This is a genomic window from Acinetobacter sp. ANC 3929 (genome assembly GCF_000369405.1).
Taxonomy (GTDB): domain Bacteria; phylum Pseudomonadota; class Gammaproteobacteria; order Pseudomonadales; family Moraxellaceae; genus Acinetobacter.
This window is the reverse complement of sequence record NZ_KB849999.1, coordinates 899,207-911,113: the sequence shown is the minus strand read 5'-3', so window position 1 is coordinate 911,113 and position 11,907 is coordinate 899,207. Positions and strand designations below refer to the sequence as shown.

The following is an 11,907-nucleotide window of genomic DNA, read 5'->3' as shown; positions in this document are numbered from 1 at the left end:
TAAAGTGATGGTTGAAGCAACAGATTTTAGAGATGCAATGTCTTTACTCACCAGTGCAGTCAGTGTGATTACCACCACAGGCATGTCTGGTCGTTATGGCTTTACTGCATCTGCTGTATGTAGCGTCACAGATACGCCTCCGACTTTATTGGTCTGCATGAATCGGGCATCGAGTTCGCATGTGCATTTCGTAGACAATAAAATCTTAAGCGTGAATGTGTTAAGCGCAGATCATCAACATATTTCTAAAGCCTTTTCGTCTAAATTGAGTCCCGAAGAGCGTTTTAAACACGGTGCTTGGTCAGCGTTGGAAACGGGTGCGCCTGTTTTGGATGATGCCTTGGTAAATTTCGATTGCGAGATTGATCAAATTCAGGAAGTTGGAACGCATACAATTTTTATTTGTCGTATTGTGGCAGTTCAACAAAGTGGACATGATCAAAGCTTGGTTTATTTTAACCGTGCCTATCACCAAGTGGGGCAGACTGAACTTGCTTAAAGCGTTGTGCTTTAAGCGACCTGTTTATTGTGAAAATATTCTTATAAAATAGTTTAAAAATAATACAAAACATAATACATTGAAAAATAATAATAAACAGTATTTTTGTGCAAAATCCGAGATTGACACTCTCTAACTCCAATATTATTCTTTAAGCGCTGGCCTACATCGCCAGTCGGTTTTGACAGACCGTTTTCGACTGCATCAGAATTATTCCCTCTGAGGAATAGTTTTGCATGTAAACTCCTCGTCTCCTCCCGTTGCGGTAGGACGGGAGAGGGACACCTTCGGGTGTGCTGGGGTCGAACCAGTCTGTCAACCTTCTTTCGTCCTGCCACCATAAAGCTTTATGTCTTGGCAGCGTTCCGAATTATTCAGGAGTTGGCCATGCACTGTATTCTCATACTTCTTTATTAGTTTCTGACATGGTTTGAATGCGTTTCGCAATTCAGACAGTGCTTCGTCACGACTAAAAAATCAAATTAACAATAAAACTTGAGATGCGCTAAAGCCATCTTTAGGGGCTTTTGCATGCCTTTTTTGCTTAGAACGAAGCCGACCACGGCTTTATCTCATTGAGATAGAAAATTATTTTATAGGGAAAATATATGCCGAATTTAGAGGTTTCATTTCGTGCTTTAAGAGTGCTCGATACTGCCCGAAATCTATTTAACTGCCATGGTTTTCATAGTGTCGGGGTGGACCGCATTATTGAGTCTTCTCAAATCGCCAAAGCCAGTTTTTATAAATACTTTCAGTCTAAAGAACAATTGATTGAAATGAGTCTGGGATTTCAAACAGACGCGCTCAAAGAAGAGGTATTTTCGATTATTCATCGAAACAATGGGCTCACCGTGTATGAAAAGCTTAATCGTATTTATGTTCTTCATGTCAATTTAGAAGGTTTGTATCATTTGCCATTTAAGGCGATTTTTGAAATTGAAAAGCGTTATCCCAAAGCTTATAAGATTGTTGTGAATTATCGGAAATGGTTGCTCAATCAAATTTATAAATTGCTTTTAACAAACTCTGCAAACGCCTCTGAAAAGGATGCGCATATGTTCTTGTTTGTAGTGGATGGGGCAATGGTGCAGTTGTTGAGTGGTAATGAGGTGGATAAAGGGAAGTTGTTGGAAGGATGGTTGGTGGGGTTAAGAAGATAGTTGTAAATTTAACTTTAAAAGTGTATAAAAATTATTAGGATAATTTTAATTCTTTGCTGGTCATCTTTGTTTAGGGAGAGGGAGGAACTATGATTGAATTTAATTTCTACGGTATTTTTTCCTATTTATTTTATTCTCTAATCACATCAACTTATTTTAGTTTGATAGATGAGTTTTTTACTGAGCTTTTAAAATTACTTCAGCTTGAAAGCCAACTTATTATATATTTCATAGTAGCTTTAAGTGTTTTTCTAACTAATCCTTATTTTCAAAGCCTATTCAAAAAAAGAATTCGAGAAGCCTGTTTAATAAATTTTTTGACCTATAGATTGAATTTTGAAATTTCTAGGTTTAAATAATTTCTCTTGAAATATTATATAGAAAAATAAAAACCGCCATTTACGGCGGTTTTTATTAGCTGTTAATTCAACTTACCAGCTTAACGCACCGCCAGTTTGGTAATCCGTTACACGCGTTTCAAAGAAGTTTTTCTCTTTACGCAAGTCCATCATCTCAGACATCCACGCAAACGGGTTGGTTACACCAGCAAACTGCTCAGGTAAACCAAGTTGCGCTAAACGACGGTTACAGATGAACTTCAAGTATTCTTCCATCATGCTTGCATTCATACCCAATACACCACGTGGCATGGTGTCACGCGCATATTCGATCTCAAGCATCGTGCCTTCAAGAATCATTTGAATCACTTCTTCTTGGAACTCAGCCGTCCACAAGTGCGGGTTCTCGATCTTGATCTGGTTGATCATGTCGATACCGAAGTTCAAGTGCATAGATTCATCACGCAAGATGTACTGGAACTGCTCAGCAACACCGTTCATCTTGTTACGACGACCCATACTCAAGATTTGAGTAAAGCCACAGTAGAAGAAGATCCCTTCAAGTACACAATAGAAAGCGATCAAATTACGCAATAAACGTTGGTCGTTTTCAGGTGTACCTGTGTTGAACGTCGGATCACTCAAAGATTGAGTGTACTTCAAGCCCCATGATGCTTTACGCGCAACACTTGGAATCTCACGGTACATGTTGAAGACTTCGCCTTCGTCCATACCCAAAGATTCGATACAGTATTGATAAGCATGCGTGTGAATCGCTTCTTCAAATGCTTGACGCAAGATGTACTGACGGCATTCAGGGTTGGTAATATGACGGTAGATCGCCAACACCAAGTTGTTTGCAACCAATGAGTCCGCAGTCGAGAAGAAACCCAAAGAACGCATGATGATGGTACGCTCATCTTCAGTTAAGCCATTTTCAGACTTCCAAAGCGCGATATCATGGTTCATGTTGACTTCTTGCGGCATCCAGTGGTTTGCACACCCGTCAAGATACTTTTGCCAAGCCCACTCGTATTTAAACGGAACAAGCTGGTTTAAGTCTGCGCGACAGTTGATCATCGCTTTATCATCAACCTGTACACGCTGTGCACCCATTTCAAGCTCTTCCAAGCCCGGTGCAGCATCTAGGTGTTCTAAGGCAGCAGATGCTCGTGCCAACGAATCGGTGGGATTTGTTGATCGCACGGAATTGGTTCCAGCGGGTTGTGCAGCTGCCACGCGCGGCGATGATTGCTCTGAATCAGATACCACTTGCGTATTAACCGTTTTTTGCGTGTCGATGGGCGCAGACTTGTGTTCAGGTGCAGTCGGTTTTTGCGAATCATCTTCAAAATCGTCCCAACTAAGGATAGACATATTCATTCTCTCTTCGTTGCTTTATATCTTTTATTTAGACATCTCAAGCAAGGAGATGTCCTACTATACGCTCAATTTGTGTAAGCAAAATTAAGTTTTATTGACTGAAATTTTAAAAAGTGACCAATGGACACTGACAATCCCTAAAACTTATTTTGCTTACGCTGTTGCTTACGTATTTTAAAAAATGCGTAAACCATTGGAATATAAAACACTAGAAAGGCACAGATCAGGACTATCACACCAAATTGATAATTATGACTGAGATGGAACATGCGCTATGCCTCTATAGAAACCTTTCTCTAACCCTCTCCCTCCTAGAAGGAGAGGGAATTTATGGAGAGAGGTGTGAAATTACTGACAAGCTTCGCAGTCTGGGTTGTCGATTGAACACGCCAATGGCACTGGCGCTGCGGTTGAGAAACCATCATCTTCAGTTTGCACTTCAGCTTTTTCTGCAACAACCGCTGCTTGTGCTGCAACCACAGGCGCTTCAACCGATGCTGGTTTCACTGCATTCAGTGCACCCGTATTGATGGTTGATTTTTCAGCCGATGTTGCACCTAAAGCTCGGAGGTAATACGTGGTTTTAAGACCACGTAACCATGCCATCTTATACGTGATGTCAAGTTTCTTACCATTCGCGCCAGCGATGTAAAGGTTCAATGACTGTGCTTGGTCGATCCATTTTTGACGACGTGACGCAGCATCTACGATCCAGCGAGTATCCACTTCAAATGCAGTCGCGAAGATTGCTTTTAATTCTTCAGGAATACGTGCAATCTTTTGAACCGAACCTTCAAAGTGTTTCAGGTCGTTTACCATCACTGTATCCCAAAGACCACGTTCTTTTAATGCACGAACAAGGTAAGGGTTGATCACAGTGAACTCACCAGAAAGGTTAGATTTCACATACAAGTTCTGGAATGTTGGCTCAATCGATTGAGATACGCCACAAATGTTAGAGATGGTTGCAGTCGGTGCAATCGCCATCACATTTGAGTTACGCATACCGTCTTTTTGAACTTTGGCACGTAACGTGTCCCAGTCTAAACGTTGCGTACGATCCACTTCGAACATGCGCTCTGGACGAGATTTCGCAACGATTTCTAAAGAGTCGATTGGCAAGATACCTTGATCCCACAATGAACCTTTGAATGTTGAGTAAGCACCACGTTCGATTGCAAGGTTACTTGATGTTTCGATTGCGTAGTAGCTGATCACTTCCATCGATTCATCAGCGAAATCAACCGCTTCATCTGAACCATACGCAAGATTCATTTCATACAATGCATCTTGGAAGCCCATGATACCCATACCCACAGGGCGGTGTTTCAAGTTCGACGTTTTCGCTTGTGGAACTGCATAGTAGTTAATGTCGATCACGTTATCGAGCATACGCACCGCAGTTTTCACTGTACGCGCAAGCTTTTCACGATCTAATACGCCACCTTGAACGTGTTGTACAAGGTTGATCGAACCTAAGTTACAGACCGCGATTTCATCTTGGTTTGTGTTTAAAGTGATTTCTGTACACAAGTTAGATGAGTGAACCACGCCAACATGTTGTTGTGGGGAACGTAAGTTACATACGTCTTTGAATGTAATCCATGGATGACCAGTTTCGAACAACATCGAAAGCATTTTGCGCCATAAATCTTTCGCACGTACTTTCTTGTGTAGCATGTTTTGTTCTTTTGCTACCGCTTCGTAGTGTGCATAACGCTCAGCGAATTCTGCGCCTGTTAAGTCATGCAAGTCTGGTGTTTCAGACGGCGTGAACAGTGTCCATTCAGCATCTTCAAACACACGTTGCATGAACAAGTCAGGAACCCAGTTCGCTGTGTTCATGTCGTGGGTACGACGACGGTCATCACCTGTGTTTTTACGTAGCTCTAGGAATTCTTCAACATCCAAGTGCCAAGTTTCAAGGTATGCACAAACTGCACCTTTACGCTTACCACCTTGGTTCACCGCAACGGCTGTATCATTCGCAACTTTAAGGAAAGGTACAACACCTTGAGATTTACCGTTAGTGCCTTTGATATAAGAGTTCAATGCACGTACAGGTGTCCAGTCATTGCCTAAACCACCAGCCCATTTTGACAGCATTGCGTTGTCACGCATTGCACCATAAATGTCATACAGGTCATCACCGATTGTTGTTAAGTAACAGCTCGATAATTGCGGACGTAATGTACCTGAGTTAAATAGCGTTGGTGTAGAAGCCATGTAGTCGAAGCTAGACAATAAGTCATAGAACTCGATTGCACGGTCTTCTCTATTTTCTTCATTGAGCGAAAGACCCATCGACACACGCATAAAGAATAATTGTGGTAATTCAAAACGCACACCATTTGAATGGATGAAGTAACGGTCAAATAAAGTTTGTAGACCTAAATATGTGAATTGGTTTGAGCGTTCTGGTTTGATCGCAGCAGCCAATTTTGCAAGGTCAAATTCAAGCAAGTCTTTAGAAAGAAGATCAAGCTCAATACCTTTCTTCAAGAAGGTTTCTAAAGCATCACCTTCTAAGGTGTCTGTCGGTAGACCGAGGAACTCTAAACCTGTGCTGACCAATTCGCTACTAAGTAAACGCGCAGTCACATAAGTATAGTTTGGCTCTTGTTCGATACGGGTACGCGTTGCCATCATCATGGTGGTCGCGATATCGCTTTCTTTTACGCCGTTATATAAGTTCTTAACCGTTTCATCAAGAATGGCTTGAACATCAATTCCTTCTAGACCTTCACTTGCAGTTTGAATGGTTGCTGTAAGCGCATCCAAATCTAATGGTTGGAGCTGACCATTGGCATCTGTAATTTGAAGGGTAGGGTGATGGTTCGCACCAGTTTGCTGACGAGCACTTGCGCGTTGGTCACGATAAATGACATAGGCGCGTGCAACTTTTTGCTCGCCTGTACGCATCAGGGCCAATTCAACTTGGTCTTGAATTTCTTCGATATGAATCGTACCGCCAGAAGGCAAACGACGATTAAATGTGTTCATTACCATTTCAGTCAGTTGAGTGATACGGTCATGGATACGACTTGAGTCAGTACCTTGTTGACCTTCAACAGCTAAAAATGCTTTCCCAATCGCAACAGAAATTTTCTCGGCATTAAATGTCGCAATCTCACCGGTGCGCTTAATGACCTGAAGTTGGCCAGGAGTAGAAGTGATGATGCTCATGTCAGCATAGCTCCATTATCATCTATTTTTATGTTCATGGACCGTTTGAATCGAGCAAAAAGTATGCCACGATGTTTGAGGGATAAACACAATACTTAGTGGTTAAAGTTTATTTTCAACACAAGATACGGGATTTTTTGGAGTAGATCAATCCTTGACATTTTACTAATTTTTTTTTCATGTCTTAACTGCTGAAATCACAGTCACATAGCATATCAAAGCCATTGAAAAAGGCTTATAGATAACTCTGTGGATAACTCAAAAAACAAACACTTAAATTATTTTGGGTCAAGAAAGAAACAAATTGTTTAACATTGGCACAAAATTTATACTAAATATTCATCCTATCGGAAAATGCATATATTTCTGAAAAATATATTAAAATTCATAATTTTAATAAAAAGATAACAAAACTGGGTAAGCGTGTATCAGTTTGGTGAACGCCTACTTGTTTACAATGTAAACGTGTGTATATTGCAAAACATAAACCAATGTATCTGTCAGATTTCATAGATAGATTCACTCAGATTTTAGGGGCAAACAAATGAGCCAAGAAGAAAAGTTACCGAAGATTTTGATCGTAGAAGATGACGAACGCTTAGCACGTTTAACACAAGAGTATTTGATTCGTAACGGTTTAGAAGTTGGAGTCGAAACTGATGGTAATCGTGCAATCCGTCGCATTATCAGCGAGCAACCAGATTTAGTGGTTCTCGATGTGATGTTACCTGGCGCAGATGGTTTAACCGTTTGTCGTGAAGTGCGTCCACATTACCACCAACCAATTCTGATGCTTACTGCACGTACAGAAGATATGGATCAGGTACTTGGCTTAGAAATGGGTGCAGACGATTACGTTGCGAAACCTGTTCAACCACGCGTATTGCTGGCTCGTATCCGTGCTTTATTACGCCGTACGGATAAGACGGTTGAAGATGAAGTGGCTCAACGTATTGAGTTTGATGATCTTGTCATTGATAACGGTGGTCGTTCAGTGACTTTAAATGGTGAGTTGGTCGATTTCACCAGCGCTGAATATGACTTGTTATGGTTGTTGGCTTCAAACGCTGGCCGTATCTTGTCTCGTGAAGATATTTTTGAGCGTCTTCGTGGTATTGAATATGATGGCCAAGATCGTTCAATCGATGTACGTATTTCACGTATCCGTCCAAAAATTGGTGATGATCCAGAAAACCCGAAACGCATTAAAACTGTGCGTAGTAAAGGTTACTTGTTTGTTAAAGAAACCAACGGGATCTAAATCCCTCGAATCCTCCTTGAAAAAGGGGGATTCTTTCCTTTCTGCAAAGGACTTGTGTAGCGTGGCTGCATAAGTGGGATTTTAATAGCTTGGAATAATTTACCTTATGGTGAGTCGAGTACTGAAAAACAGCATATTCTTGCGTATTTATGCTGGGTTGGTGGTTTTAGTTGTAGTGGTTGCCGCATTTTGTTATTTGCTGGTCCAAATTATTAACTATCAACGGGCGCAAGAATATCGCGAGTCTCTCACAGATGGCATTTCCTATGTCATTAGTGAAGGGGTATCTCGTCAGCCAGAAAAACAACAAAAACTCGACTGGATTTCCGATGCATCTGACTTGCTGGAACTTCCTATCTACTATGTCGATGCTGAACGGGTAGAATTATCCCGTACAGAGAAGAAAAGAGTCGCTGAGCAAAAGTCAGTGGTTCGTTATGATGCAAATAATGGGATTGGCTATATTATTATTGGCCTGAAAGATGACCCTAAGCATTTTCTTTATATCAAAGTCGATAAAATTGGCGAACGCCAAATGAAAGCGCTTCCGATTTTTGTACTGGATTATTTGATTTTCTATCCAGGACAGGAGCGTGAGTACTTAGACAAAATTAAAAAGCATTTCTATTATTCAATTGAAATAAAAGATATTAAAGATATCAATCTGGATTCAGAGCAGATTGGTCGTTTACGCCAAGATCAAAGCGTGTTGCTGTATAAAGACAGTGCAACCATGCGTGGCACCACAATTTCCATTGTTTCTCCAATGCCAAACCATCCTGCGCAAGTCCTGATTCTTGGGCCTGTGCCAATGTTCAATTGGATGCCGTTCCAGCTTTCTGCAGGGATTACCTTATTTAGTTTGTTCTTGTTGAGCTTGGGTGTTTATGGCCTGATTTTACCGCTTGAGCGTAAAATCCGTCAGGTACGTTATGCGTTGAACAAGATGAAGTCGGGTGATTTGTCATTACGTGTACCAATTGAAGGTACTGATGAAATGGCAAACTTGGCATCAAGTTATAACAATATGTCAGATCATATTCAGCGTTTGATTGAAGCGCAGCGTGAATTGATGCGTGCGGTATCGCATGAGTTAAGAACACCTGTGGCGCGGATTCGTTTTGGGATGGAGATGCTGGCGGAAGAAGATGATTATAATTACCGAATTCAGCAAGTGGACATGATTGATAAAGATATTGAAGCACTCAATACCTTGATTGATGAGATCATGACCTATGCCAAATTGGAACAGGGTACGCCATCTTTAGATTTCGAGGACATTGTACTGGTTGAAGTGCTTGACCAAGTGGCAATGGAAACCGAAGCATTGAAGACGCAAAAAGAAATTGAGTTGATTGCACCACCATTGGCCTTGAAAGTTGATGCTGAACGTCGCTATCTACATCGCGTAGTACAAAACTTGGTAGGTAATGCAGTCCGTTATTGCGATAACAAGGTGCGGATTAGCGGTGGTATTCGTGCTGATGGTAATGCTTATGTTTGTGTAGAAGATGATGGTCCTGGGATTCCAGAGCAAGAGCGTGCACGAATCTTTGAAGCTTTTGCCCGTTTGGATGATAGTCGTACCCGTGCTTCGGGTGGCTATGGTCTTGGTTTGTCGATTGTCAGCCGTATTGCTTATTGGTTCGGTGGCACGATTCAGGTGGATCAGAGTCCAAACTTAGGCGGTGCACGTTTTATTATGACGTGGCCTGCGAAGCGATATAAACAAGTGATTAAAAAATAAAAAAGAGTAAAGAAGGAATGATGCAAATCATTCCTTTTTTAGTTATTGCGAAACGGAGCACTCTAAACAGCAGGGCTTGTTGGGGATTCGCAATTTAAGCCCATGTTTTTGACCAGTAAACTTGATGTTCATGGCTATTCCAATGACCTTTGACTTGTGCAGCTTGAAAAGAGTCTAATTTCTGGACGCGCTGCATATAGTTTACTGTTGCAGAGAACTGTTGACTGTTTGGGATTAAGTCCAGTAGAGCTTCTACTAAAAACACCATCATGATATCGGCAGCAGAGAAGTTTTCTCCTGCAAACCATGCATGTGTAGCCAGATGCTGTTCTATGAATGTCATCTGATTATAAAGGGTGGGGTTGAGGAATTGTCGATCAAAAGCTCGCTTTATGATTTTGATTAAAGGTCGCGCAAAAAAAGGCGACCGATCTACCATTCGAGAGAAAATCTGCTTGAGTGCTAAATTCGGCATCAACGTTGCGTCTGCAAAATTTTTCCAATAAAAATAGTGCTGTTTATTTACTGAATCTATTGGTTGGAGCTGATGAGGCAATCCATTTGCTAGCAGACTCTCTAATATAGCGGATGTCTCTGCTAAAACTTGGGGGGGAGTAGATGTGTCATCTACCAGAATGGGCACCTTACCTAAAGGGTGAATGTCTTTCAGCCACTCAGGCGCTTCGCCGTTGCGAGTGCGCTCACAAAAAATAAGCTCATAGTCGAGTTGTAAGACTTCAAGTAGCCACACGATACGCTGCGAGCGAGAGTTGCTGAGATGGTAAAGTTTTAACATGGATTTTAATCGGTTCTAGTTAATAGTGCCCGCCAGCTGGGGAGTGTGGTCCTGGTGTCCAATTGCGTGTCGCAGCACGTATACCCAAGTTGGCAATGACTTGTGATGCCAATTGAGCTTTGATGCTCTGTGGTGCTTGGGCATTCAGTCCAGTCATGATTGAATTAATCGCATTATCTACCAGCGTATTGATGGCAGTCGGGTTTTGCAAGCTTTGTAAAATGACCGTACTGCTCTTACTGGCGAGAATAAAGTCGGTGACAGCTTGGCTATTGGCATATAAGAATTCTGCTTTACTGCGGTCAAAGGATTGATTGGAGCCGTTTATATACACGGTGGCCCCGTATAAAATCGATTGACCTACACTGATATTATTTTGCCCGATTTGCCCATAATTTAAGGGCGCATTCCAGTAGTAAAAAGAACCACCCCAACCTCCAGGGGTTTGCTGAAAACGACCCAAGCGGTAATTGCCAATTGCTGCGCTAATATCGTTGCTAATCATTGCTGAGAAAACAGGGATCCCCTTGGTGTTTAAAATGTCATTGATGACATTTTGCCCAATCAGGTTTGATGTTTTTTGTAGTTGCTGATTGATTTGATATTGCGGCATGTTGGATTGGATAGTGCCTCGATATTGCAGACCATACTGTGTTGTACCACGGATATAGTTACTGGCGGGAACACTGGTATTTGCAGCGTTGATCGCAGCTGCCTGACTAAACCAGAATTTAGTATTTTGATCGACGCGACTAGAATCTTTGATGATGTTATAAACATATTGGTATAAAGACGAAAACAATCCAACCGGCTGATTGTCGCCGTAGGTAGAAATGACATCTACCAGTTGATTATTATGATCCAGTAAATTCTGTTGCTTCAATAGTTGGGTGAGTTGCTGCATTTGTTCTGTTGTAAATGCTAGTTCCAACGTTTTTGCTGAGGTGATCGTCGATAAGCTCAGTAATAAAATGATCGTGATACTTTGATTTAGTTGTTTGATTTGCATCATCACTCCTGAAGATTATATTGTCATTTCTTAGATTGTCTTTTGCCATTTATTGAGTTATTGGCAATAAAAAAGCAGCATTGTTGCTGCTTTTTATCAATATAGTGAAGAATGGCAATAATCTAAAGTGCTGACGATTTATTGGCACGAAATGAATAAGTTTTACTCATGCAATGTCGCATCTGGCGTGATTAATGTTTTGCCACTACGTAAGCTGGTCAGTGCTTCAGCATTAAAATCAATGAGCAAGGCATTATTCTTAATATCGATTTTATAACCTTGGATGAGTGCTTGATCTCCATTTAAGGTTTCGACTTTATAGGTATCAGCAATATTCAGAATACTTTCTAAATTGGTCGTCGTTGCCGCAAAATCCTCTCTAAATACTTCGTATATGTCTCTTAAATCAAAAATCGCATTATCAGCATCTGGATGTTTTCGAACATAACTTTCTATATGACGCATGAGTAGTTGTGAAAAAAAGAAATAATCCGAAGCGTGAGTGTATTCTAGATGCATATTTTT

At 41.2% G+C, this 11,907-nt stretch carries 11 protein-coding genes; 5 read left to right on the top strand and 6 right to left on the bottom strand.

Annotation, left to right across the window (positions count from 1 at the left end):
- The first annotated feature begins 7 nt into the window (after window positions 1-7).
- From F909_RS08705 to F909_RS21555, 3 genes are all read left to right on the top strand, one after another.
- Window positions 8-499 (top strand): flavin reductase, encoded by a 492-nt coding sequence (locus F909_RS08705; protein ID WP_005151271.1) that lies wholly within the window; start codon window positions 8-10, stop codon window positions 497-499.
- 608 nt (window positions 500-1,107) lie between these two features.
- Window positions 1,108-1,662, top strand: coding sequence for a TetR/AcrR family transcriptional regulator (locus tag F909_RS08710; protein WP_005151270.1), 555 nt, complete (start codon window positions 1,108-1,110; stop codon window positions 1,660-1,662).
- 89 nt (window positions 1,663-1,751) lie between these two features.
- A complete protein-coding gene (locus F909_RS21555; RefSeq protein ID WP_005151268.1) occupies window positions 1,752-2,021 on the top strand; it encodes a hypothetical protein in 270 nt (89 codons plus the stop codon).
- A 72-nt stretch (window positions 2,022-2,093) separates the two neighbouring features.
- On the opposite strand, the gene F909_RS08715 is transcribed toward F909_RS21555, so the two are convergent.
- The 3 genes from F909_RS08715 to F909_RS08720 form a co-directional block, all read right to left on the bottom strand.
- A complete protein-coding gene (locus F909_RS08715; RefSeq protein ID WP_005151266.1) occupies window positions 2,094-3,377 on the bottom strand; it encodes a ribonucleotide-diphosphate reductase subunit beta in 1,284 nt (427 codons plus the stop codon).
- A gap of 143 nt (window positions 3,378-3,520) precedes the next feature.
- The gene (locus F909_RS20855; RefSeq protein ID WP_004804753.1) at window positions 3,521-3,652 is read right to left on the bottom strand and encodes a hypothetical protein; all 132 of its coding nucleotides are present in this window, start codon (window positions 3,650-3,652) and stop codon (window positions 3,521-3,523) included.
- A 79-nt stretch (window positions 3,653-3,731) separates the two neighbouring features.
- On the bottom strand, window positions 3,732-6,569 hold the full coding sequence (locus tag F909_RS08720) for a ribonucleoside-diphosphate reductase subunit alpha (RefSeq protein ID WP_005151264.1): 2,838 nt from the start codon (window positions 6,567-6,569) through the stop codon (window positions 3,732-3,734).
- 544 nt (window positions 6,570-7,113) lie between these two features.
- On the opposite strand from F909_RS08720, the gene bfmR reads away from it, so the two are divergent.
- On the top strand, window positions 7,114-7,830 hold the full coding sequence (gene bfmR, locus F909_RS08725; protein WP_004655457.1) for a response regulator transcription factor BfmR: 717 nt from the start codon (window positions 7,114-7,116) through the stop codon (window positions 7,828-7,830).
- Between the two features lie 106 nt (window positions 7,831-7,936).
- Window positions 7,937-9,577 (top strand): sensor histidine kinase BfmS, encoded by a 1,641-nt coding sequence (gene bfmS, locus F909_RS08730; protein WP_005151261.1) that lies wholly within the window; start codon window positions 7,937-7,939, stop codon window positions 9,575-9,577.
- Between the two features lie 94 nt (window positions 9,578-9,671).
- On the opposite strand, the gene F909_RS08735 is transcribed toward bfmS, so the two are convergent.
- The 3 genes from F909_RS08735 to F909_RS08745 all read right to left on the bottom strand — a co-directional run bounded on the left by F909_RS08735 (window position 9,672) and on the right by F909_RS08745 (window position 11,901).
- Window positions 9,672-10,373 (bottom strand): glutathione S-transferase family protein, encoded by a 702-nt coding sequence (locus F909_RS08735; RefSeq protein ID WP_005151259.1) that lies wholly within the window; start codon window positions 10,371-10,373, stop codon window positions 9,672-9,674.
- Window positions 10,374-10,392: 19 nt separating this feature from the next.
- Window positions 10,393-11,382, bottom strand: a complete 990-nt coding sequence (locus F909_RS08740) for a hypothetical protein (RefSeq protein ID WP_005151257.1) — start codon at window positions 11,380-11,382, stop codon at window positions 10,393-10,395.
- A gap of 162 nt (window positions 11,383-11,544) precedes the next feature.
- Window positions 11,545-11,901: a hypothetical protein gene (locus F909_RS08745; protein WP_005151255.1), complete on the bottom strand. Its 357-nt coding sequence runs from the start codon at window positions 11,899-11,901 to the stop codon at window positions 11,545-11,547.
- Between the last annotated feature and the right edge of the window lie 6 nt (window positions 11,902-11,907).

Excerpts from the sequence above, each read along its gene's own strand:
- F909_RS08705 (WP_005151271.1), top strand. The coding sequence starts at position 8 with ATGGTTGAAGCAACAGATTTTAGAGATGCAATGTCTTTACTCACCAGT.
- F909_RS08710 (WP_005151270.1), top strand. The coding sequence starts at position 1,108 with ATGCCGAATTTAGAGGTTTCATTTCGTGCTTTAAGAGTGCTCGATACT.
- F909_RS21555 (WP_005151268.1), top strand. The coding sequence starts at position 1,752 with ATGATTGAATTTAATTTCTACGGTATTTTTTCCTATTTATTTTATTCT.
- F909_RS08715 (WP_005151266.1), bottom strand. The coding sequence starts at position 3,377 with ATGTCTATCCTTAGTTGGGACGATTTTGAAGATGATTCGCAAAAACCG.
- F909_RS20855 (WP_004804753.1), bottom strand. The coding sequence starts at position 3,652 with ATGTTCCATCTCAGTCATAATTATCAATTTGGTGTGATAGTCCTGATC.
- F909_RS08720 (WP_005151264.1), bottom strand. The coding sequence starts at position 6,569 with ATGAGCATCATCACTTCTACTCCTGGCCAACTTCAGGTCATTAAGCGC.
- bfmR (WP_004655457.1), top strand. The coding sequence starts at position 7,114 with ATGAGCCAAGAAGAAAAGTTACCGAAGATTTTGATCGTAGAAGATGAC.
- bfmS (WP_005151261.1), top strand. The coding sequence starts at position 7,937 with ATGGTGAGTCGAGTACTGAAAAACAGCATATTCTTGCGTATTTATGCT.
- F909_RS08735 (WP_005151259.1), bottom strand. The coding sequence starts at position 10,373 with ATGTTAAAACTTTACCATCTCAGCAACTCTCGCTCGCAGCGTATCGTG.
- F909_RS08740 (WP_005151257.1), bottom strand. The coding sequence starts at position 11,382 with ATGCAAATCAAACAACTAAATCAAAGTATCACGATCATTTTATTACTG.
- F909_RS08745 (WP_005151255.1), bottom strand. The coding sequence starts at position 11,901 with ATGCATCTAGAATACACTCACGCTTCGGATTATTTCTTTTTTTCACAA.